The 21,510-nt window shown below is 63.0% G+C and carries 20 protein-coding genes; 6 read left to right on the plus strand and 14 right to left on the minus strand.

What is annotated here, in order from left to right:
- Nucleotides 1-5 precede the first annotated feature (5 nt).
- The 5 genes from GAU_RS18515 to GAU_RS18535 form a co-directional block, all read right to left on the minus strand.
- Entirely contained in the window at nucleotides 6-1,391 is a 1,386-nt protein-coding gene (locus GAU_RS18515; protein ID WP_156799131.1) for an ABC transporter permease, read from the minus strand.
- Nucleotides 1,391-2,785, minus strand: a complete 1,395-nt coding sequence (locus GAU_RS18520) for an efflux RND transporter periplasmic adaptor subunit (protein ID WP_015895437.1) — start codon at nucleotides 2,783-2,785, stop codon at nucleotides 1,391-1,393. Before GAU_RS18520 ends, GAU_RS18515 begins: the two co-directional genes overlap by 1 nt.
- Nucleotides 2,786-3,029: 244 nt before the next feature.
- Nucleotides 3,030-3,593: a hypothetical protein gene (locus GAU_RS18525; RefSeq protein ID WP_015895438.1), complete on the minus strand. Its 564-nt coding sequence runs from the start codon at nucleotides 3,591-3,593 to the stop codon at nucleotides 3,030-3,032.
- The gene (locus GAU_RS18530) at nucleotides 3,590-4,135 is read right to left on the minus strand and encodes a DinB family protein (RefSeq protein ID WP_015895439.1); all 546 of its coding nucleotides are present in this window, start codon (nucleotides 4,133-4,135) and stop codon (nucleotides 3,590-3,592) included. Before GAU_RS18530 ends, GAU_RS18525 begins: the two co-directional genes overlap by 4 nt.
- 57 nt (nucleotides 4,136-4,192) lie before the next feature.
- Complete coding sequence (locus GAU_RS18535; RefSeq protein ID WP_041265694.1) at nucleotides 4,193-5,965, minus strand: alpha/beta hydrolase; 1,773 nt, start codon at nucleotides 5,963-5,965, stop codon at nucleotides 4,193-4,195.
- Nucleotides 5,966-6,092: 127 nt separating this feature from the next.
- On the opposite strand from GAU_RS18535, the gene GAU_RS21450 reads away from it, so the two are divergent.
- Genes GAU_RS21450 through GAU_RS18550 form a run of 3 tightly spaced genes read left to right on the plus strand, consistent with a single transcriptional unit; the run spans nucleotide 6,093 to nucleotide 8,453 of the window.
- Nucleotides 6,093-7,307, plus strand: a complete 1,215-nt coding sequence (locus GAU_RS21450; RefSeq protein ID WP_052574544.1) for a serine hydrolase domain-containing protein — start codon at nucleotides 6,093-6,095, stop codon at nucleotides 7,305-7,307.
- A 28-nt stretch (nucleotides 7,308-7,335) separates the two neighbouring features.
- The gene (locus GAU_RS18545) at nucleotides 7,336-8,151 is read left to right on the plus strand and encodes an alpha/beta fold hydrolase (protein ID WP_015895442.1); all 816 of its coding nucleotides are present in this window, start codon (nucleotides 7,336-7,338) and stop codon (nucleotides 8,149-8,151) included.
- Entirely contained in the window at nucleotides 8,148-8,453 is a 306-nt protein-coding gene (locus GAU_RS18550) for a GNAT family N-acetyltransferase (RefSeq protein WP_015895443.1), read from the plus strand. Before GAU_RS18545 ends, GAU_RS18550 begins: the two co-directional genes overlap by 4 nt.
- 56 nt (nucleotides 8,454-8,509) lie before the next feature.
- Here GAU_RS18550 and GAU_RS18555 read toward each other — a convergent pair whose 3' ends face one another.
- From GAU_RS18555 to GAU_RS18570, 4 genes are all read right to left on the minus strand, one after another.
- Nucleotides 8,510-9,466 (minus strand): tetratricopeptide repeat protein, encoded by a 957-nt coding sequence (locus GAU_RS18555; protein ID WP_169307735.1) that lies wholly within the window; start codon nucleotides 9,464-9,466, stop codon nucleotides 8,510-8,512.
- Between the two features lie 84 nt (nucleotides 9,467-9,550).
- Nucleotides 9,551-10,384 (minus strand): siderophore-interacting protein, encoded by an 834-nt coding sequence (locus GAU_RS18560; protein ID WP_052574546.1) that lies wholly within the window; start codon nucleotides 10,382-10,384, stop codon nucleotides 9,551-9,553.
- Nucleotides 10,381-10,878 carry a tRNA (cytidine(34)-2'-O)-methyltransferase gene (locus tag GAU_RS18565; protein WP_015895446.1) on the minus strand — a complete coding sequence of 166 codons (498 nt, stop codon included), beginning with the start codon at nucleotides 10,876-10,878 and terminating at the stop codon, nucleotides 10,381-10,383. The genes GAU_RS18560 and GAU_RS18565 overlap by 4 nt, the downstream gene beginning before the upstream one ends.
- Before the next feature lie 72 nt (nucleotides 10,879-10,950).
- Entirely contained in the window at nucleotides 10,951-11,652 is a 702-nt protein-coding gene (locus GAU_RS18570; RefSeq protein ID WP_041265696.1) for a hypothetical protein, read from the minus strand.
- Between the two features lie 75 nt (nucleotides 11,653-11,727).
- On the opposite strand from GAU_RS18570, the gene GAU_RS21455 reads away from it, so the two are divergent.
- A complete protein-coding gene (locus GAU_RS21455; protein WP_083765774.1) occupies nucleotides 11,728-12,708 on the plus strand; it encodes an aldolase/citrate lyase family protein in 981 nt (326 codons plus the stop codon).
- Between the two features lie 63 nt (nucleotides 12,709-12,771).
- Here the strand turns inward: GAU_RS21455 and GAU_RS18580 are convergent, their stop codons facing one another.
- The 3 genes from GAU_RS18580 to GAU_RS18590 are packed head-to-tail and all read right to left on the minus strand — an operon-like array spanning nucleotide 12,772 to nucleotide 14,972.
- Complete coding sequence (locus GAU_RS18580) at nucleotides 12,772-13,203, minus strand: GNAT family N-acetyltransferase (protein WP_169307736.1); 432 nt, start codon at nucleotides 13,201-13,203, stop codon at nucleotides 12,772-12,774.
- A 34-nt stretch (nucleotides 13,204-13,237) separates the two neighbouring features.
- Nucleotides 13,238-13,666 carry a DUF1801 domain-containing protein gene (locus tag GAU_RS18585; RefSeq protein ID WP_015895450.1) on the minus strand — a complete coding sequence of 143 codons (429 nt, stop codon included), beginning with the start codon at nucleotides 13,664-13,666 and terminating at the stop codon, nucleotides 13,238-13,240.
- 19 nt (nucleotides 13,667-13,685) lie between these two features.
- On the minus strand, nucleotides 13,686-14,972 hold the full coding sequence (locus GAU_RS18590; protein WP_015895451.1) for a porin: 1,287 nt from the start codon (nucleotides 14,970-14,972) through the stop codon (nucleotides 13,686-13,688).
- A 299-nt stretch (nucleotides 14,973-15,271) separates the two neighbouring features.
- Here GAU_RS18590 and GAU_RS18595 point away from each other — a divergent pair, with 299 nt between their 5' ends.
- Together GAU_RS18595 and GAU_RS18600 are read left to right on the plus strand one after the other, a co-directional pair.
- Nucleotides 15,272-16,168, plus strand: a complete 897-nt coding sequence (locus tag GAU_RS18595; protein ID WP_156799133.1) for a hypothetical protein — start codon at nucleotides 15,272-15,274, stop codon at nucleotides 16,166-16,168.
- 198 nt (nucleotides 16,169-16,366) lie between these two features.
- Nucleotides 16,367-20,011 (plus strand): carboxypeptidase-like regulatory domain-containing protein, encoded by a 3,645-nt coding sequence (locus GAU_RS18600; RefSeq protein WP_169307737.1) that lies wholly within the window; start codon nucleotides 16,367-16,369, stop codon nucleotides 20,009-20,011.
- Between the two features lie 6 nt (nucleotides 20,012-20,017).
- Here the strand turns inward: GAU_RS18600 and GAU_RS18605 are convergent, their stop codons facing one another.
- Both GAU_RS18605 and GAU_RS18610 read right to left on the minus strand, forming a co-directional pair.
- Nucleotides 20,018-20,368 carry a MoaD/ThiS family protein gene (locus GAU_RS18605; RefSeq protein WP_197526014.1) on the minus strand — a complete coding sequence of 117 codons (351 nt, stop codon included), beginning with the start codon at nucleotides 20,366-20,368 and terminating at the stop codon, nucleotides 20,018-20,020.
- Nucleotides 20,365-21,480, minus strand: a complete 1,116-nt coding sequence (locus GAU_RS18610; protein ID WP_015895455.1) for a WD40/YVTN/BNR-like repeat-containing protein — start codon at nucleotides 21,478-21,480, stop codon at nucleotides 20,365-20,367. Before GAU_RS18610 ends, GAU_RS18605 begins: the two co-directional genes overlap by 4 nt.
- Nucleotides 21,481-21,510: the final 30 nt, after the last annotated feature.

Genomic DNA, 21,510 nt, shown 5'->3' on the forward strand with positions numbered 1-21,510 from the left:
CTCGATCATTCGTAACGAAGACACACCACAGGGTCCTGTCGCGCTGCGCGCCAGGCCGGGAGAATGCCGAACACCAACCCCACCGAAATCGACACGCCGAAGGCGACGAACACCGACATCCCCGACACGACCGTCTTGATGTCCGCCAACTGCTCGATACCCATACTGATCGCCGCCCCCAGCACGATGCCCGCCACGCCACCGGCAAGACTGATCAACACGGCCTCGGCCAGGAACTGCGCCAGGATCTCGCGCTGAGTAGCGCCCAGTGCTCGGCGCACGCCGATCTCGCGGATGCGCTCGAGGATGGACGCCAGCATGATGTTCATGATGCCGATACCACCCACCACCAGCGAGATGGACGCAATCGCGCCCAATACCATGTTGAAGATCGACCGGGTGCGCTGCTCCTGACGCAACAACTCTTCGGGCACGGCAATCTCGAAATCGATCACGCTATTGTGACGACGCTCCAGCATGCGGCGCATGACTTCGGCCGTAGGCGCCACCGTGTTCGCCTCTTTCACCCGTACGATGAGCCGATCGAGTTGGTGGTAGTTGCGGCGCTCCGCCACCCGATCCGCATCCTCCGCTTCGTTGCCGGGCACCACCACATTCGCCTCACGGGACGCTTGTTCGATGTCCCGCGCACTCACCCGTGTGCGATCACGGTAGCGCAACAGCATGGTGGTCATCGGCACGTACACATCGAGATTGGCGTCGCGAATGCCAAGACGCTGCGCCGTCTGCTCCGACATGGGACGGTCGGCGAGTACCCCCACCACCGTGAGCCAATTCTCGCCCACCTTGATCGACTTGCCGAGTGGATCTTCGGTGGTGAAGAAGCGGGCCTTCACGCCGGCACCAATGATGGCGACCGGTTTGCCCTCTTCGATCTGCGCGCGATTGAAGAGATGTCCGTTTGCCACGTCGAGATTGAGCAGCGCAAAGTACGCGGTGTCGACACCCACGATCTTGCCCGTGCGTCGGCGCCCTTGGCGAGTGATGAGGGTATTCAGGACCACCTCACCCGAGGCACTCTCCACCTCGGGAATCACCGCCGCGATGCTGTGCCCATCCCGCGCCGTGAGCCCAGGTGAAAAACGCCGCGGCTGTTTTTCTCCCGCTTGCTTCGCGGCCTCTTCGCGTTGTTCGACAATCGGCTTGACGATGATGTTGTTGGAACCGAGCAGGCGCATCTGCGCGATGATCTCCTGTTCGGCGCCACGCCCGATGGCCAGCATGGCGATCACCGACGCCACACCGAACAGAATGCCCAGTGACGTGAGTGCGGCGCGGAGGGAGTTGTGCGAAAGCGCTTCGATGCCGGAGCGGAAGGCGAATGCGGCCGTTGCAAGGAAGGCGCGCCAGCGATCGGACTGACCCGCCATCACGGCTTCCCGGACGGGGCCACCTTGGTGGCGGGAGTCGCCGCGGGTGGTGGCGATGCCGATGGTGCCGGCGCCACCTGCACCCCCTTGCCACCAACAGCGGTGTCCCCTCGCGGCACCGGGCGCTGCGAAGGTGGCAGTTCCACCAATGACATCTTGAGGCCTTCGAGCGGTGGTGACAGCAACACCCGATCCTGCTCCGTCAACCCGGCCATGATCACCACTTCATCGTCGTTCATCGCGCCAGTGGAGACTTCATGACGCGTGACGGATGCGCCCGATTTGCGATACACGAAGGTGCGCCCACTGTCGCTGTGCACCGCCTCGAGCGGCACGTACAACGCGTCTTTCACGGTCTGCGTGAGCACCGCATTGGACGTGGTCATGCCAGGACGCAGCGTGGTGTCCGGCTTTTCCACATGCACACGCACCTCGAACACCTTGGCATCGGCGTTGGGACGCTGTTCGCCAACATTGGCCACCTGCACGATCTTGCCACGCAACCGCTTGCTCGGATCGGCATCGAGCGCGATCTGCACTTCCTGATTCACGGCGACCTTCCGCACATCGATCTCATTGAGGAACGTGATCGACTCCATCTGCGTGAGGTCGGGCAGGGTGGCCACCGTGGGCTCCCAGGGCGTGACCTGCGATCCGGTGGTCTTCTTGCGTCCGTTCCATTCCTTCACATAGATGACCATGCCGTCGGCTGGTGCACGGATCGTGAAGCCAGCCATGACATCATTGATGATCTTGAGACGATTGCGCTGCCGTTCGAGATCGGCGCCCACTTCGCGCATCTTGGCGGAGGCCTGTTCCTGTTTTGTCTTGTAGTCGGTCGTCGACTTGGCGAGTCCCCGCGTGGCCTTCTCGAGATCGATTTCCGCCTGCCGTCGCACGCTGGGGGCTTCGAACTGCGCCTGGTCCTTGGCGATGCGCTTCTCTTCGAGCTGCAGTTGCATGTTCCGCAGGTCTTCACGTGCCTGCGACAAATTGAGCGTCGTGTCGAGTTGGGCCTGGGTGTACTGCGCATCGGCCTTCTGCAGCGCCAGCGACACTTCTTGCATCTTGGATGCCAGAGGAGACCGGTCGAGTTCGGCCACCACATCGCCCGATTTCACCACCGTGCCTTCCGCCACGATGGTCGCAATCTTGAGCTGATAGGCTTCAGCCTGCTGTGTATTTGGCGGCAACTGGATCTGCACGAACTTGGGCGCACGCAGTTCACCGGACGTGGTGACCACCACCTCGAAATCGCCGCGTTTCACGGGCACCACACCACTGGCTTCGTTGACGCCGCCGGTATCGCGGGCGTAGAGCCAGGCGGACGCACCGACCAGCAACACGACGAGTGCACCTACATAGCGAAGCCGGGCACGCAGGTATCGCAGCATACAGACACCATTCGGGGTGGGGGACCATTTGCGGGTGCGCCATCATGGCACCTGACGAACCACTCCACAGCGGGTGATCACGAGTTTTAATCGACTCGTAATATTTCCATCGTCGACGTGGCTCCGATCTACCCCTCCGACAGGGACAGACTGTCATAGGGTTGCCCACGAGACCCACCAAGCCGAGCGCAACAATCGTCACGCCCGGTATCTGGCTTGTCCAGCAAGGAATGAGTCGCGCCGACTATCCCTCTTCAGGGACTTCGGTGATCGGACCGGGTGGCTGTGGGGCCTGATTCGGACGCCACCAGTCGTCGGGCGCGACGGGCGCTGGTTGGTCAGCACCCACATTCACTGCTGCCACTGTCGCATAAATGAAATTCTCCGATGGCACCGGCGAACCGGCCATCCGGCGCAACATGGCCAATTGCCCGGCATGGGTCATCGTGTCGGACAGTGGGCCATGCAGGAACTGCAGATCGCTGATGACCGCCGTCAGCGAACGATCAGCAAAGTCATCACGCAGTCCTTCGAGCGTGACGTGAAAGCGCTCGATCTCCTGCTGCAAGCCCTCGAGTCGGGGCGGAGCAAACTCGCCGCCCCGCAGAAACGTGCGCGCGTAGCCGATGACACCGGTCATGTGCCACAGCAGTTCGTAGGGCGTGCGCACATGATGCGCGGCGCGGAAATCACCAAAATCGGCAGGTGCACCGCGCAGTGCCTTCTGCGTGCGGTACGCGATGGACGCCAGAAAGTGCTGCAGCATCGCTCGTGATGCCGCGTCGAACGTGAAGGAAACTGTGGTCATGTGGTTTCGGTGCGGGAGTCGGCGCGCATCACGGAAAGATACTCGCGCCACGGGCCGACCTCGTCACGATACTGTCGCGCCATGGTGCGACTCACCTGCAGGAGATGCGCGAGATCATGAGCCACCCAGGTGGCCAGCAACTGGCGCAGTGTCACCGCCCCGAACGCAGGATGCACGCCTTCGAGGGATAGCTGAGCGTCGGTGAGCGCCCATCCGCGCACGATGGCCAGGTTGGCGGCACGACTCGCAGCAAATTCGTCGAGCAACCGATCGAGTGTCTTGCCTTCACTTTCGCGAAACTGGGCGAGACGATCGTATGGGGCAAACGTGCGCTCCTCGCCCTGCGCGAGAATGATACGGGCACGGACAACCCAGTCATCGTGCTCGCCGTGCACCAGGTGCCCAATCACATCGAATGCGCTCCAGGTCTCGCCGCCCTCGGTGGCCTGGGTCCAGGCAGATGGCAGGCCGCCGAGCAGCGCACGCAGGGTGGCGGGCGTGCGCTCGAGGATCGCCAGCCCTTCGTCGAGGGAAAAGATCATCGTCATGACTCCGGAAGAGATGTCGGAAGATACGAAGGGCGCCGCAGGACCCGGAGATCATCGCGCACCCATCCACCCCCAGTCGCGCAGCGCGTCCTGAATGGCGCGTCGCATCTGTCGTTGACCGGCGGGATGATAAAATCCGAAAAAGTGGCCCGCGTTTTCCACTTCGCTCAACGCGACCCGATTGCCATAGCTCACGGATTGCTCCACGAAACTGCGCACGGACTTCATGTCGCAGTACTCGTCGTTGGTGGCATGCACGAACAAGGTGGGTGGCTGACCAGCCATGATCGACATCAGCGGGGTGAACTCCGATACCACGGCTTGTGCTCCAACCACCTTCCGGAAAAACCCGTCTTCTGCCGGCCCCCCCGGCAACACACAGGCTCCCACCGCGATGACCGCGGCAGGATACCGCCGTACCGTGGCGGGTGTCGGCGTGGGTGGGTTGTCGCCTACCGGCAATGGTGGCAGCGGCAGCAACCCGCGAGTCCCCAGGATGGTGGCGAGCGTGGCGCCAGAGGAAAACCCGGCCACACCAACACGCGTGCTGTCGATACGGAGCCGCGATGCATGCCGCACGATCCACTCATGCGCCAGCATCGCGTCTTCCACCTGTTCCAGCGGTCCACTGTCAAAACGATTGCTGGTGCGCAATTCCACACCCACCACCGTCACACCATTCTCCCGCAACGCACCCATCACGCCGGGTGAGTGCCACCAGGTGCCACTGGCCCACGATCCACCGTGAAACCAGAGCATGGCCGGCGTGACGACCGTACTATCGACCCCTTCGGGACGTAGGATGTGAACGCGCTGCGCGACGCCATCAATCGTCCGGTAGCTCTCCGTGTGATGCCCCTGCTCCATCCCACGATCCACAGCGACGAGCGAATCGATACGACGACGACTGGCCGAATCCACACCCAGCGCCAGCCAGCGACCATACACAGAGTCGATGCCACGGCTGCCGTTTTCTTCGATCGCGTTGGCCAGCAGGCGTGTCGTGGTGCGGCGCAGCAGCGTGGAGTCGGCGAGCAGCGTCAGGGCGGCCGCAAACTCGGCGCGCATCCATCGGGCGTCACCACGCTGCAACATCGTGTCGCTGGCCAGTTCAACGCGGGCATTCTCGTGAATCAATGCTCCCAGCAACTCGGTGTGCTCCGGCAGCGACGACCATCGCAGATCGTCGAGTGGCACCCCCGACAACAGCGCCGTCAGATCCGGCGCCGAGACAATCTTGCGCTCGTCGGATTCACGCCAGTGAAAATATGGATAGGTCACCCGCCCGAACGTGTGCTTGAATCGCAGTCGCATGGACTCGCGTTCACGAAACGCGTCATCCATGCCGGGCGTGCGCCGGAGCTGCCGAAGATCTTCGTCGTAGGCGTCCGTCCATTCACGGGAAAACACACTGGGACGTTCGCGCCACAACGCCGAAAGCAGTTCCATGTTCATGGCTTTCTGCGCGATGAGATACCGATTGAGCCCCGCGCCACGCCCCTGAAATATCGGATAGGTGCTGGTACTCAACGTGACACGAAGCTCGGCAGCAGGTTGCACGTAGATCTCCAACGGAGAGCCACACAGCAGACGATAGCCGCCCGGAGCGACGCCGGTGAAACGAAACAGACTGTCCGCACCGCGCTGTGCGGGTTGCTCATCGAGCATGGCCACACGACACGCCGATCCCGGCGCGCGCAGGATGACCTGACCCCGGGCCGCCTGCAGCGACACCGCCCCCTGCGCCAGCATCGGCGCCGGTGCCAACAGGCGTATCGATACCAGCGCTCCGCAGAGCCATGACAACTGTCCGATGAAACGCATTGTCTTCCTCATACAGAAACGCGATGGCACCCGGCTGACCGACGGCGGCGGTGAATCCCCGTCTGAGCCGGTTCGTAGTGTCTGTGTGAAAGTGTAATCCGTCGAACCCTCTTCAGCCTGTACGCCCATGTCACCCCTGCACGACGCTGCTGCCGTCCCACCCTCCCGTCGTCAGGCGCTGGTCACCATGGGCGCATTGGGCATGGGTCTCGCAGCCCCCCGTCTCGTCTCGGCCTCGGCCGTGGGAGATTCGGTCAATACCGATGCGGATCCCGATTTCACCCGGCTGCTTTCGCTGGCCCGCGTACCATCGCTGAGCCTGGCCGTCATCGAGCGTGGTCGTACACGCACCCAATCCGTTGGCGTCCGACGGTCCGGAGAACCGGAACCCACGACCGCCGACACCGTCTACGCCGCTGCCTCCCTCACGAAGATCGTGGCGTCGTACGTGATCCTCGGATTGGTGCACGAAAAGCGTCTCGATCTCGATGTGCCGGTGCATCGGTACCTGCCACTGCCCGATGAAGACGAGACCAGCAAGGCCATCACGGCGCGGCACCTGCTCAGCCACAGTGGTGGGTGGCGCAACTGGCGATTCGACGCCACGCAGAAGATCACCGCCGATTTTGCACCGGGATCGCGGTGGTCCTATTCCGGCGAAGGGTTCTTCTTTCTGCAGCGCATGGCCGAACAGATCACCGGTACGGCCTTTGCCACGCTGGTGAGAACGCGGGTGTTCGAACCACTGGGCATGGCACAATCCAGCCTGGCCCCATTGCCCACGTTGCGCGCACAACAAGCCACCGGTCACGATGGGCGCGGTCAACCGCTGCCAGCGGCCGACAATGATCCGGCGCCGGTACTGCAACAGTTGATGGCGGCACGCGGAAAGACGATGGAGGACGCACGCATCGAGGATCTCGAAGCCGCGCAACGTACGGTCGCTCCGACCCGTGCAGCGCTGCCGGTGTTTCTCTCGATCAATGCGGCGGCCAGCCTGCTCACCACTGTGCACGACTTCACGCGGTTCCTGCAGCATCTCGTCGCACCCTCGCGTCCGTCGCCGTCCAGCGCCGCCATCGTCTCCAGCATGATGCAACCGCAGATTCGTGGCAACGACGCCATCCAGTGGGGACTGGGTGTGGGACTCGAAGACGTCGGGCGGTCGCGCTATGGCTGGCAGTGGGGCGACAACCCGGGGTTCAAGAACTTCTGCTGGTTCGATCCGTCAGGAGGTCGTGCCATGGTCGTGTTCACCAACGGTGATCGTGGTGCGCGTGTTTATGAACGGGCCGTGCGTGCACTCACCACGGACGATCATCCCGGTTTTCTCTGGGCATGATCAGGCAGGGCGTGCATCTTTCTTCACTATGCACGCCTCCGTCCTCATGCTGCACTCCACCGCCACCACGGCGGACATGTGGGCTCCCTACGAGTCCACCGTGGCCCCCCTGGGGGTTCCGTTGCGGCCGGCACACATCGGGTATCCACCAGATCGGCCATTGATGCGCGGCCAGGTCGTCACAGCCGCGGACGACGCCACTGCCATTGCACGACACCTCGCCGTCAGTGGCCACGATGCCGGCACCGTGGATATCGTCGCACATTCCTACGGTGGACTCGTGGGCCTCACACTGGCCCCGTTGCTGGGCACCCGCCTGCGCTCGCTGTTCCTCTTCGAGCCGACCTTGTTTGCGTCACTGCGCCCAGTGATCGATACGCTCGATGACGAGGCCCGCGCCACCCTCGATGCGTTTTCCAATGATCCTCAGTTTCTGCGCGACGACCAATTCGGCGGCAGCGAGGCATGGATCGAGCGCTTCATCGACTTTTGGAATCGTCCGGGCTCGTGGCAGCGCATGCCGCCAGCGCAGCAAGCCGTCATCCGCACCCTGGGCTGGAAGATGTATCAGGAGGTGCGCAGCGTGAACGGACCGGATGCACTGGAGGGCCTGGGGTTGCCTCACACGGTGCCCATCACCCTGGTATATGGATCCCGCACACCAGCCATCGCGCGGGCGGTGATTGCCCTGTTGGCCACCCGCTATCCGCATGCCCGGGTGATCACTCTGGAAGGCACCGGGCACATGGCCCCGGTTACGCATATGGAACCCACGCGCGACGTGCTGGCTGAACACACTGCCTATGTTTCCCGCATTCACGCCCTATCCCTGAGGAGTTCATGAGCGATCACGCCGACAACACGGCCACCATCGGGCACTACGAACACGAACACCGTGGCGGCTTTCACTACGAGGTGGACGGCAAGCGGTTGGCGTCCATGACCTACAGTCGGGCCGGCGCCTCACTGATCATCATCGATCACACGGAAGTGGACAAACAACTCTCCGGTCAGGGCGTGGGCCGCAAGTTGCTCGATGCGCTCGTGGCGTGGGCACGCGAAACGGGCACCAAGGTGATGGCGACCTGCCCCTTTGCGCTGGCGCAATTTGGCAAGGATCCTTCCATTCGCGACGTGTTGTCCTGACCCGCATGGCAGCCGACGTGCGGCCAACGTAGGCAGCCGCCTTGCAATCGGCGTTGTTACTTGACGCCGTTGCAGCGACCGCGCGAGAGATCCACTTCCGCGCCGATGTAACCAAAACCAGGCCACTCTTCGCGCGAAACGAGCTCCCGCAGGATACGGCACCCCTTGGCGCTATCGCCACGCACAATGGAGAGATTGGCCAGCGCATAGCCAATCGTGAGCACACCGCCGCCATTGACCTGCACGGAGCTCCACAGGGTGTCCGCCTTGCGGCCACGCGCAATGTCCACCGCGTCGATGTACCAGCGGCCTTCCGGCACCGTGGCGCTCGACGTGGGCAGTTTCTCCAGCACGGTTTTGGCCTCCCCCATACGCCCCGCACGCATCAGCGCCGCAGAACGCCACGAGGCGAGCGCAAACCGCAGACCGTCGTGCAGGTCATCGCAATGCGCCACCGACGACGACAGCAGAGAAGGCGCCGCGGTGCGGGGGGCAACATCGGCGCACTGACCAAAGGTCGATGCCGCCTCCGCATACCGCCCGACGTAGTAGTACGCGAGGCCGAGATGATACAGGCTGTGAAAGCTCTGCGGAGACAGCTTGCGTGCAATCTCGAGATCCGCGATGGCGCGATCGAACTGACGGGTGGAGAGATAACGCTGTCCACGGAAGCTCAGCGAACGCGCATCCTTCGGCGCGATCGTGAGGGCCTTGCTGTACAACCCGATCGATTCACCGAACTGCCATACGCCGTCATACGCCTGGCCAGTGGCCACCAGCGTACCCACATCATTGGGCTGCTTGGTCAGCAGATACTTGGCGCTGTCTACGGAAGCATTGCTCGGGCGCGGCATCAGGACCCGTCCCAGCAATGATGTGATGGGCCCCGTCTGCACCGGCGCGCCCTGCGCACGCAGTCCGCGTGATTGCAGTGCGATGCCTGCACCGCCACAGAGGGCCGCAAGAGCAAGCAGGATGGCCGGACGCTTCATCTTCACGAGCACAGCGACCACGATCTTTCCCCTCGACAGGACCGAGCTGCACAAGCCACTGAAAAGGGAACGCCGAGCGTTCGCCATTCGTTGGGCATCGATTGTTCAATCATGATGGTTCGACACGCCGGGCTTCCAATACCCACTCGCACGCATCCAGTCGCGTGGATGATTTCGCACGCTGGTGACGTGTTCTTTGAGACGTCGCATCATACCGGCTTCACCAGCGATGTACACAAAACCCTCACCGGTCGGCCAATCGAGGGCGTGCACCGCGTCGTCCAGCAGCGTCGTAGCCCCTGGTGCGGCACCGCGTCGATACACATACCGGACATCCAGCGAGGCGCGGCTGGTGAACGGGAGTGCATCCTGTTCGTCGTCCACTTCGATCAGCACGATCGCGCGCACATCGTCTGACAACTCCTCGAGTCGTCGTCCGATGGCCGGCATCGCCGTCTCGTCGCCGAGCAGTAGATACCAGTCGAACACATCGGCAACCACCTGCGAACCGCGAGGCCCGCCGATGCCCAGTTGATCGCCAATCTTCACCTGCTGCGCCCAAGCCGTCGCCGGCCCGGCATCGTGCAGAATGAAATCGAGCGTGAGTTCGCGACGTGCCGCATCGAAGTGACGCGGTGTGTAGTCCCGCATGGGTGGTGCGGTGATGCCAGGCGCGAACGTCAGTCCATTGGGCCCCGGCGTGGGAAGATGCAGTCCGTCGGCGGTAGGGAAGACCACTTTCACATGATCATCCGCGCCATCGCTGCGAAAGCCCTCCAGGGCATCGCCGCCGAGCACCACGCGCTGGATGCGCGGGGCGATCCGTTCAACCCGCTGCACGGTCACCTGCCGAAACTGTACCGGGAAAGGCCCGTGACGCACCACCCGTGGCACACGCGCTTCTGCATCCACTGCGATATCGCGGCTATTGTCGCTCATACGTCCTTCATGACTGGGCTGCCAGGCGACCGACGATGCTGTTGCCGCAGTCGCTCATATATCGCTACGGCCACACTCGTCGAGAGGTTGAGGGATCGCACATGTGGTGAGGTGATTGGCATCGCCACCATACGATGCGCCCAACGCGTCCGCACCGGTTCGGGCAATCCGGCAGTCTCGCGGCCAAAGATCAGCACGATATGGTCGGGCTCGCCCAAAGGCGCGTCCCAGAACAGTTGCGTGGCCTTGGTCGAGAAAAAGTATGGCTCACCCAACGTGGGCAACTGTGCTTCGAACGTGTCCCAATCCGGCCACACGCGCACATCCACATGCTCCCAGTAGTCGAGCCCTGCGCGTCGCACTTCCCGCTCGCCAAGCGAAAACCCGAGTGGCTCGATCAGATGCAACGTGGCACCGGTGGCAAGGCAGGTGCGTCCCGCATTGCCGGTGTTCCAGTGAATTTCCGGGTGCACGAGCACCACATGTGTAGCCATATCGTTGATCAGGAAGTGCGTTCACACAGAGATATCAAGAATACCACGTTGCATTCATCGCTGAAGACGACGTCATCGCAGGTACGAAAGACCGACACGAAGCTGATTGTGTGAGACGCTCCCGCGGAACGTATGATCAGCGTGTGCATCCACATTGTCGAACAATGACGTGGTCCGACCGATCACCGCACGCGACGTGACCAGCCAGCGGGCATGAGGCTGATAGCGAACCTCCACGCCGGTGACGGCTCCGAAGTGGAGACCACCGCGTGAATCGGTCTGCTCGGTGTCGAGACCTTTTGTCTGACTCTGCATATAAGCGAGGAGTGCGTGGCCAAGCACCGCAAACTCGGCCCGCCCGGGACGCCAGAACGCCACATCAACACCACCGTGCATGGCGGTCCAATGGCCGCGCTCGCGCACGTCCTCAATCGGGCAGTCGATGCCGGCGTAGGGGTAGGGGCGACACACCTTTCTCCGTTCCCGAGCACTGGAGAACGCCACGTCAAAGCCAAGACTGGAGTTGACCCGGCGGCCGGGCTGTCGGAATCGCCAGATTGGTGACAATCCCAGCAAAGGGGCGCTCATCGCCTCGTGCCGCACGTCGACCACGATGGCTTCGTAGCCAAAGGCCGGACGTCGGCCGGGCGCTGTCGCCGTGGACTGTGCCGGCAGTACCGCCAGCGGCGCCCCTGCCGCCAGCACACCGGCCAGCGCTGCCGCGACCCACCACTCGTGCACCCGCCGGTGCGCCCGCCAGATCCCCGGATTCATCAACGCCCCCTTGTCCGCCGTCGTAAGTTCATCAGCCGTTCCCGCCTACTTTTCCCGCCTTCCCCCAGGATCCCCATGCGCCCTGTTCTAGCGTTCGCCGCTGGCGCCGCTGCCGTGCTTGCACTTCCTGCCATGGCCACGGCCCAGAAGGCCGATCGCCTCAACCCGGTGATCGCCGTACAGGAGAAGGGATTGCCGATCTTCGGCATCGCCCATCCCGCCATCGTGCGTCGCGGACCGGGAGGTCCTGGTGGACCGCCGCGTGGGCCAAACGGAGCACCACCCGCTGCCGCACCGGCTACACCCCCAGCGCCGATGCCGGAGATCGTGCTCAGTGATGTGGCCAAGGAAACCGTGGGATACACGCGGGCAGATTTCCTGTTCACCTCCGCCGCCAACGAGACCTTCTACCGCTATCTCGACGAAATCAAGAAGGCCGGCGGTTCAGCCCGCACCCATCCGTTCTCGTCCAAGATCGGCATTTTCCACAAGGATCCGGCAGTCGGTCAGCAGGTCATCATCCGCCAGCTCAACGCGGGGCTCGTGAACATCTCGGCCGAAGAAGTCTCTTCGGCCCAGGAAGTGCGCGACGTGCTCAAGGCCATGCGGTTTGCCTCGGCCGGCGGCACACGCCCCGACACCGGCTTGGCCGCCGCCGCATCGTACTGGGGTCTTTCGGTCGACCAGTACAAGCAGCGTGCTGATGTCTGGCCGCTCAACAAGAAGGGTGAGCTGTTCCTCACCTTGATCATCGAAAGCAAGGAAGGCGTCGCCAAGGCACGGGAAATCGCCGCCGTGCCGGGTGTCGGGCAGATCTTCGTCGGTTACGGCACGCTGGGCGGTGTATTCCGTGACGATCCCGCCGGCCGCGAGAAGGCCACCTCCGAAATCCTCGCCGCGTGCAAGGAGTTCAAGGTTCCCTGCGGCTTCCCGGCGAACAACCCGGCCGAGATGGAACAGCGCATGAAAGAAGGCTGGACCGTCTTCATCATTCAGCGTCGCGACGAAAACGGCATGGGCGCTATCGAAACCGGACGCAAGCTGTCGGGACGCTGATCTCCACCGACTGACTGACCAATGGCTGTACAACACGAGAGCCACTCCCGATCGGAGTGGCTCTCAGTGTTTCCGGGCCGACAGATGCTGCACGAACACCGTGAGCGGACCGGCTTCATCGTCGCACATGTTCACCGGCATCCACCCCTGCCGCTGCAACAGCGGTCCCGCCGTCGACGTGGCGCAGTAGACGTGCGCGTATCCCAAGCGTTCGGCATGACTCCTCAGCGCGGCGAGCAACTGCGTGCCGATGCCGGCCCCTCGTCGATGTGGCACCACATAGCCCGCCACGGCCCACGGCGTGAGATGCCGGTGACTCGCCACGGAGTCTGCCTTGAGTGCAGCAACACCCACCGGCTCACCATGCTCGAAGGCGATCACTCCAAGGGGCAATGCATCGGGGGATGTGCTGAAAGCCGCCACATCGGCCGCCGCATCACCAGGACCACCGTCGCCGTACCAGTCTGGCCACTCAGCAACGAACCATGCAGCCACCAGCGGCAAGTGTCCGCGATGATTGGCCAGCAGGTCAATGGCCAGGGTAGCGACGCCGCACCTCGTTCACCGAATGCTGCACCAGGCTTTCGAGCACGGGCACCTGTACGTCGCGCAGCCGCTTCACGTACAGGCAGGCCTTGCCCGTGCGATGCTTGCCGAGCTGGGCGAGCAATTCCTGCACCTGTGGCTCATCGTAGCCCGGCATCAGATAGATGCTGATATCGCCCTTGCGCGACGAGAAGCCCACCTCACAGGCGTCCCCTTCGTGCCCGCTGTCGTACTTGTAGTGGTAGCTGCCAAAGCCGACGATGCTGGTGCCCCACATCCTGGCTGGAGCGCCGGCGATCTTCGACATCATCGCCGTCAGCGCTTCGCAGTCGGCACGACGCTCGTCGCTCTCGATGGCGGCCAGATAGCTCTCGACACTCACGGCCGTGGGCTTCGTCTTCGGTTCGTACATATGACCTCCTGGCGGGAGGTCAGAAATTGAACTGCGCCTGCAAACGCAGCAAGTGACCGGCTTGACGATTGAACGGCAACGACGAGTCCTCGAACCGTCGGTCACCACGGTACCACTCGGCCACCATTTCAAAGTTGCCGTGGGGTTGCCACTCCATACCGAACTCCACGTCATTGACGTTGTAACTGCGCGCATCCCGCTCGTGTTTCTTGCCGCCGTCGTAGACCTGCCAACGCGCAAACGGAAAGAACGTGTGCCCGCCCTTCTTCACGCGGTAGGTGGCCGTCACAAAACCACCACGCAGTGATTGCGTCTCGATACTGTCGCGCGCGGGATTGTATTCTGGTCCGCGCCCCACGTTGTATTCGGCCAACAGACCGAACGGCTGCGGTGCGATGGACAGCGATGTCACGACACGTTCGTCGCGATAGGTCCAGTTTTCGTGTCCCTTCACGCCTACGGTGCGCTGGTCGACGGGCAGGGTGTATTCGCCGGAATACGCGGCCACTGACGGCTCGATGATCTGCCCGCGCCATTCCAGCGGATAGGTCGCACGCGCAATGACGTGCTGATTGTCGTTGGCTTCGGCCTTGTTGGCGGTCTGTCCATTGTACACGCCCACGGTGAACACCCCGTAGTCACCGCTGCCCTTGAGATTGTCGTTGACGAGGTGCGCAAAACGCTCGCGAATGTGCTTGGGCGCCCACATGACAAACGCGCCAAGATCCCGCTCATTGGCATTCGCGCTGTTGGTGGCATCGGCGCGATCGAGCGGCAGGCGATTCTGGCTGCTCTGCATGTTCTCGAAGCTGTACGGGACCTTGCTCTGACCGACGCGCAAGCGGAAGGTGTTTTCCTTGTTGAGCCCCAGATCCACGTACCAGTCGCGCAACTGCGCCACGTTGCCCGAGCTGCCCACTGAGCTGGCAAAATCGGGCTGCAGGTAGATGAACACCTGCGGATGCACATAGCCCTGGACAATCACGCGCGCACGGCGGATGAACACCCCACCGTCTTCGCCCCAGCTCTTGTCACACTGCTCGCACTGAAGCTGGTCGTTGTTCTCCATCAGGCGGTTGAACCGCACCTGACCATAGCCCCGAATGCGCAGTTTGTCGTACCACGCCGGAGACTTGGCCGCGGCTTGAGTGGGAGCACCGCGAACGGGCGGTGCTTCCTGGGCCGCAATGGATGTTCCAGAGAGCGCCTGCAACGAACTCAACAGTATCAGGCCACCGAATACGCGCGTCGAACGGCGAAGGGGTGCCACGGGCGCGAAGTGACGCGCCGGTACGGGACGAAGCATGGAATCTGTCGGAGTGCCTGGGCCGTTCCCTCCAGTCGGGAACGTCACCGCAAGAGCGGGCTGAACTGCGACAGAACCGTAACTCGTTGTTACACAAGAACCTCTTGCGTTACACAGCCGTGACACAAATGTGCATTGGCTGTTGCAATTCTCGGGGAATTGCGACGGATACGGGCATTTCTTTCCATCCCCAATCCGTGCTCCAGGCGGTAATGTGGGATATGCCACACTTCGGATATTCCCAATCGTTCTCGCTGGAACACCTCCGTGCGATCGTCCGGCTCTCGCCAGGACGTCCCGTGTTTCTGGCGACTGCCACCGATGGCAGTGAAGTCGTTCTCAAGCAGGAAGTCCTTCAGCACGCGGGGGAGAAGGAAAACCTCAAGTTCGCCCTGAAGGTCATGAAGACCGGGAGCGACAGCGCCAAGGGTAAAATCCTCACCGATACTGAAGTCCGCGCGCTGCAAGATTACATCGACACCTACGAGTACATCGCCGACGTATTGGGCAAGGAGCTCGACCCCGATAAAAAGGCCTTGAAGACATGTCTCGACGAACAGAACGGCGCCTGGTTCAAGATGGACAAGGGCGACGGCGTCGTGGATATGAAGGGCGCGCGAGAGCGGGCGGCCGCTGGTGACAAGAGCGGCATTCGTGATATCGCGGCCGCGCTCAACGCTACGGATGGATTGGAGTCGTTGGGGCGCATCGTGGCTTGCGACCTGTGGAACGGCAACGCCGATCGCTTCTCACCACATGGCACAGGACGCAGTGACCTTATCGTCACGACCAACGTCAGCAACGTGCTGCTGTCCGTTCAGAATGGAAATCTCAAACCGATCGGCCTCGACGCGTACGAGGCGATGGGTGCGTATCGCGACATGCGCCAGACACTCGACAACCTCGAGTTCGGGGACTATTGGAGCGGACGGCTGCTGGGCACCGCGCAGAGCGGTCCGTTGACGCAGTTTTGCAAGCAGATCGTGGAAGACCTCGAGACCATGCTCGGGCCGCGCAATCGCAAGAATCTCCTCGGCCGCAAGAAGCGACTGGTGTCCAACGCCGTCAATCGTCTCAAACACGGCATCGTCTCCGGCGCACTGCCCATCAAGGCCAAGATGCGTCAGGTTGCGGGGAAACCGAACCCACCAGCGGGTCTGATCGACCGCTTGACGGCTCTGAACTGGTGGCCTTGAGCTTCAACCATTTTCGTTGACGATCGGCCAAGAGTTAGCGCCCGGCACCCATCGCCTTTGACATGGTGTGCCGGGCGCTTCGTATGAGAGATCGTGAATGCGGCTCGGCCTCGCATAGGGGACGCACGTGACAGCGGGTTTCCACTGCGACTTGGTGCGCATGCGCTCTCCTTGTGAACAGACATGCCCCCCGCCCGCATGCCTCGATATTTCTGGTTGGTACTGTTCTTTGCCCTGCCCCTCTCCGCTCAGGAATCTCCTGACCGGCTGCGCGGCCGAATTCGGAATGACTCCGGCCTCGTGGTCGCTGGCGCATCGATCTACGTCACCCGCGGCAGCGATCGCGCCGTACAACAAACCACCAGCGACACCGACGGTACCTGGACGATCCGATTCGACGACGGAACTGGTGACTACCTCGTCTTCGTCGCGGCGCCGGGGTACCAGAGCGCACGCATCCGTGTGCAACGGTCTGGCAATGAGCGCGAGTTTGTCGTGGACCTGGTGCTCAAAGCGAGCAGCGCCGCGCAACTCGCCACGGTGCGCGTAGCGGCGACGGGAGGCCGACGGCCCGACAATGGTGTGCGCTTGGGCACCGAAGAAGTGGGGGCCTCGGAGCGATGGATCGACGGTGTCGCCGCCGTATTGCCTCCCACGGTGCGCGGCGATGCGTCCGCCACACTGGGTACCGTACCCGGCGTGATCGTCGGCTCCGACGGGGCGTCGCTGTTGGGAGCGGCGCCCGGCTCGAACCTGGTCACCCTGAATGGCGTGGCACTACCAGCGGGACAACTTCCGCGCGGTGCGCCGGTTGATGCGCGCTTTTCCGCCGGCACCATGGACGCGACGCGGGGTGGCTTTGCCGGAGGCCAACTCGACTTCCGCCTGCCTGCCGGCAATCGGGACATGCAGCGTCGACGTGGTTGGGGCACCCTCACCCCTTCGCTCCTGCAAGGCACTGATGCCATCGGCCGAGCGACAGGCGCCGACGCGGGCAATCTTCGGCTGTCCGGCAGTGCCGACGGTGAGGCCATTCGACGGGCGATGTCGTACAACGTCAGCGCCGACTACATGCGCACCACGTCCACACCGGCGACGCTCATCACGGCCGACCCGGGTGCATTGGGCATATTTGGATTGTCAGCCGACAGTGTGACGAGACTGCAATCCGCCGCTGCGGGGCTCGGACTTCCTGTGGGCACGACACGCGCGCGATCCACCGACAGTTGGAGTCTGCTGGCCCGCATCGACGACACGAGAGACACGGCCCGCGTGCTGGCCCTGACCGCCTTCGTGAGTGGCGCCGCACATCGCGGCATGGGTGCTTCACCTCAGCTCTCTCCACTCACCACGAATACGCGTACCGATCGTGCGACCAACGTGCAATTGCTGCATCAGCGCACGGGTGCACGGCGGTCGTGGTTCAATGAGAATCGCCTCTCCGTGTCTCGCACCGATATCGACGGACGCGCGCGCACGACGGCGCCCACCGCCGTGGTCATCACGGATCAAACGGACGGCGCACTGGCGGTACTGGGCGCTTCGCCCACGGGCCACGTCGATCGTGGACAATGGACCGTCGAAGGGGCCAGTGAATGGGCGTGGCTGGGACGCACACCGGCACATCGCTTCCGCGCCATTGCCTGGTCCCGTTTCGATGCTCTGCGGGATGCCAGTCTTCAGGATGCACTGGGCACGTGGTCCTTTGCATCGCTTGGTGACTTCAGCAATTCCCGACCATCGCGCTTCACGCGTACGTTGGTCCAGCCTCCTACCACTGGATCGGCCTGGAACGGTGCACTGGCGTTGGCACACCAATGGCGTGCGACCCCATCACTCCAGGTACTATCCGGCGCGCGGATCGAAGGCAACGCCTTTGGTGGTTTGCCCGACACACCCATTGAACTCGGCAGCGGCAATACGCGGCCCGCAGAACGGCTACGCACCGATGCCGTGCCGATGCGCGTACACGTGAGCCCGCGCATCGGCCTCACCTGGCAACTTGGTGGTGGTGATGCGCGTAGCGCCCAGATGTTTTCGTCGTACGGCACGGTCGTGCGCCCATCCATGGGCGTGCTGCGCGCCGGCATCGGCGAGTTTCGCGACATGTATCAGGCGTCTGCGGTGGTCGGCACCCGGACCGGCGCTCAGCTCCTGAGTTGCGTCGGCGCTGCGGCCCCTGCCCCCAATTGGCACGCGTACACCGATGCCGGCACCAGTCCCGCGTCGTGTGTCGGCAGCGATCCAGTCCTGACACAACGCGCGGCATCGCTACGGTATCTGAGGTCGTCGTACGACACCCCACGCGCATGGCGCAGCTATGTGAACTACTCACGCAATGTCGGACCCGTGCTCGCTCGTGTGGAAGCGATGGGTGCGGTCAACCTGGCGCTGCCGGGAGTGATCGATCGCAATCTCGATGCCTCCCGCGCGACCCTGTTGCCCGACGAACAGCGTTTGATCTTCGTGTCCGCCGAGGCGATCGACCCGCGCTCCGGCGCTGTGTCACCAGCAACCAGTCGCATGGACACACGTTCGGGTCTCGTGCACGAAGTGCGCAGCGACCTGCGATCGGAAGCTGGGCAAATTTCGTTGGGCATTTCGTCGGACATTTTCAAGCGGCCGTCGCCATTCTATTCCGCCACGTGGACCGTGCAGCAGGTGCGGCAGCAGTATCGTGGCGCAGATGGGGGCGGCTTCGGAGACCCCACTCGCATCGAATGGGCCCGCGGCGCCAACGATGCGCGACATGTCATGCAACTGCAGGCAGGCTACACGCTGCCTCGGCAGGGTTCACTCACGCTCTTCGCGCGATTGCAGTCGGGAATCCCGTTCACACCAATCGTACGCGGGGATGTCGACGGTGACGGAATACCGGGGGATCGCGCCTTCGTGTTCGATCCATCACGCGACACCGATGCGCAGCGGGCCAACGCCATGCGTGCGCTGCTCGACCACTCCAATGCGCGAGTACGCGACTGTCTGTCTTCTCAGACCGGACGGGTGGTGTCGAGGCAGAGTTGCAGTGGCCCATGGACCGTGTCCGCAAATGCCCGCATCGATATCACAGTGCCCATATCGGTTGCCGGTCGTCGATTGAGCGCCGCCCTCAATCTCGAAAATCTGGCCGGCGGACTCGATCTGCTGCTGCATGGAGCGAACACGCGTGGATGGGGCAATACTGCTCTGCCCGACCCCGTGCTGCTGGTCCCACGGGGGTTCGACGCCAATGCCAGTCGCTTCCTGTACGCCGTCAATCCGCGCTTTGGCAGCAGCAATCCCGCGCATACGCTGTTGCGCAACCCTTTCCGCGTGACGCTCGACTTCTCGCTCGATCTCACGAAGCCGCTGGCCGAACAACGGCTGGCGCGCACACTGGAGCCCGTGAAGCGCAACGGGAACTGGGAACGCCCGACCCTCGCCGATATGGAGCGTGTGCAAATGCGCCAGGTATCGAGTTTGCACCGCTTGCTGCTGTCGTTCACCGACACACTGTTTCTCACACGCGATCAGATCGACCGACTGCGTGGTGCGGACTCCGTCTTTCAGGGTGAAGCACGTGCACTCTTCCTGCCTCTCGCCGAGCGGCTGGCCGCACTGCCAAGTGGCTTCGCGGCGACGCCGGTGCTGGAAGACATCCGTGCCACCGAGCTGGCCTATCAACGTCGCTTCTGGGCGCAACGCGACATCGTACGCGGCATTCTCACGCCGCTGCAAACCAGCGTGATGCCGGAGATTGCCAAGATGATCATGGCCTACCAACTCGCGCCGGACTCCCGGCGTTGGCCTCGTTGGTTCTTCAGCGACGATGGATCGACAGCGGGCGTTGGCCCACCACCGTGATGCGCATCATCCTCCCGCCATGGCCCCCACGATCAGCAGCGGCTCCCGACCATCCTGCACCGCCTCGGGCAGTGGCGTGTCGGGCAACTCCAACGAGAGATCACGCTCGCAGGCGTAGAACCGGATGAACGCGCGGCGTTTGTGTGTGCCATGATCGCGGATGGTCCCGCGGAGCGCGGGAAAGCGCTCTTCGAGTACGTCGAGCACCCCACGCACAGTGGCTGCACCCATCACCGTCACATCGAGTTCGGCGTCAGTGCGCGCCAACGCCCGCAACGGTGCGGGCAAGACCACCCGCACCGTACGCGGCGTCTCCACCGCCGTCTCGTTTGACCCCGTCACGTGTGACGCTGTCACGCCAACGTCTGCACTTCCACCGACAGCACCGGTGGCAGATTGTGCACGATGGCCGACCAGTTGTCACCACCATCCGGTGACACATACACCTGCCCACCAGTGGTGCCGAAGTAGATACCACAATCATCGAGGCGATCCACCGCCATCGCATCCCGCAGCACGTTCACGTAGCAGTTGTCCTGCGGCAGCCCCCGCCCCAGCTCTTCCCATTCATGACCGCCCGTACGACTGCGATACACGCGCAGCTTGCCATCGGGTGGGAAGTGGTGCGCATCGCTGGTGATCGGCACCACGTACACGGTCTCCGGTTCATGCGCGTGCACATCGATCGGAAAACCGAAGTCGGTGGGGAGATTGCCGCTCACTTCATACCAATGATCGCCACCATCGTCGCTGCGCATGACGTCCCAGTGTTTCTGCATGTACAACCGCTGGGGATTGGACGCATGCAAGGCAATGCGGTGCACGCAGTGGCCCACTTCGGCATCACCGTCGGGAATTTCACCGGAGCGCAGTCCCTTGTTGATCGGCGTCCAGGTGGCGCCACCGTTCACCGTACGAAACGCGCCGGCCGCGGAAATGGCTACGAACATGCGCTGCGGATCGGTGGGGTCGGCCACGATGGTGTGCAGACACATACCACCCGCGCCGGGCTGCCACTGACTGCCAGACCCATGCCCGCGCAGCCCTGACAACTCATGCCAGCTCGCGCCGCCATCGGTGGACTTGAACAGCGCCGCATCCTCCACACCGGCAAACACCACATCACGCTCGGTGAGCGACGGCTCCAGGTGCCAGACGCGCTTGAATTCCCATGGATGGGGCGTGCCATCGTACCACATATGGGTGCCCGGCACACCATCGTAGGCAAAAGAGTTGTCCACGGGATTCCAGTTGCGTCCACCGTCATCGGAACGCTGCACCACCTGGCCGAACCAGCCGCTCGACTGCGAGGCATACAGTCGGTCCGGGTCAACCGGTGATCCCTTCACGTGATACAGCTCCCACCCGGGGAAATGCGGACCGTCCACGGTCCATGACTTCCGCGCACCATCGGCATGCAGAATGAATGCGCCCTTGCGGGTGCCGACCAGAACTCGAACCCGACTCATCGTCGCTCCAGGATGCAGAGTGCAGGAAGC

Origin of the sequence: Gemmatimonas aurantiaca T-27 (assembly GCF_000010305.1) — a bacterium.
GTDB lineage: Bacteria > Gemmatimonadota > Gemmatimonadetes > Gemmatimonadales > Gemmatimonadaceae > Gemmatimonas > Gemmatimonas aurantiaca.

Bases quoted from the DNA above. Each gene is read 5' to 3' on its own strand.
- GAU_RS18545 (WP_015895442.1), top strand. From the start codon at position 7,336: ATGCACGCCTCCGTCCTCATGCTGCACTCCACCGCCACCACGGCGGAC.
- GAU_RS18610 (WP_015895455.1), bottom strand. From the start codon at position 21,480: ATGAGTCGGGTTCGAGTTCTGGTCGGCACCCGCAAGGGCGCATTCATT.
- GAU_RS18570 (WP_041265696.1), bottom strand. From the start codon at position 11,652: ATGAATCCGGGGATCTGGCGGGCGCACCGGCGGGTGCACGAGTGGTGG.
- GAU_RS18535 (WP_041265694.1), bottom strand. From the start codon at position 5,965: ATGCGTTTCATCGGACAGTTGTCATGGCTCTGCGGAGCGCTGGTATCG.
- GAU_RS18565 (WP_015895446.1), bottom strand. From the start codon at position 10,878: ATGGCTACACATGTGGTGCTCGTGCACCCGGAAATTCACTGGAACACC.
- GAU_RS18530 (WP_015895439.1), bottom strand. From the start codon at position 4,135: ATGATCTTTTCCCTCGACGAAGGGCTGGCGATCCTCGAGCGCACGCCC.
- GAU_RS18560 (WP_052574546.1), bottom strand. From the start codon at position 10,384: ATGAGCGACAATAGCCGCGATATCGCAGTGGATGCAGAAGCGCGTGTG.
- GAU_RS18590 (WP_015895451.1), bottom strand. From the start codon at position 14,972: ATGCTTCGTCCCGTACCGGCGCGTCACTTCGCGCCCGTGGCACCCCTT.
- GAU_RS18585 (WP_015895450.1), bottom strand. From the start codon at position 13,666: ATGTACGAACCGAAGACGAAGCCCACGGCCGTGAGTGTCGAGAGCTAT.
- GAU_RS21455 (WP_083765774.1), top strand. From the start codon at position 11,728: ATGCGCCCTGTTCTAGCGTTCGCCGCTGGCGCCGCTGCCGTGCTTGCA.
- GAU_RS18515 (WP_156799131.1), bottom strand. From the start codon at position 1,391: ATGGCGGGTCAGTCCGATCGCTGGCGCGCCTTCCTTGCAACGGCCGCA.
- GAU_RS21450 (WP_052574544.1), top strand. From the start codon at position 6,093: ATGTCACCCCTGCACGACGCTGCTGCCGTCCCACCCTCCCGTCGTCAG.
- GAU_RS18525 (WP_015895438.1), bottom strand. From the start codon at position 3,593: ATGACCACAGTTTCCTTCACGTTCGACGCGGCATCACGAGCGATGCTG.
- GAU_RS18600 (WP_169307737.1), top strand. From the start codon at position 16,367: ATGCCTCGATATTTCTGGTTGGTACTGTTCTTTGCCCTGCCCCTCTCC.
- GAU_RS18520 (WP_015895437.1), bottom strand. From the start codon at position 2,785: ATGCTGCGATACCTGCGTGCCCGGCTTCGCTATGTAGGTGCACTCGTC.
- GAU_RS18550 (WP_015895443.1), top strand. From the start codon at position 8,148: ATGAGCGATCACGCCGACAACACGGCCACCATCGGGCACTACGAACAC.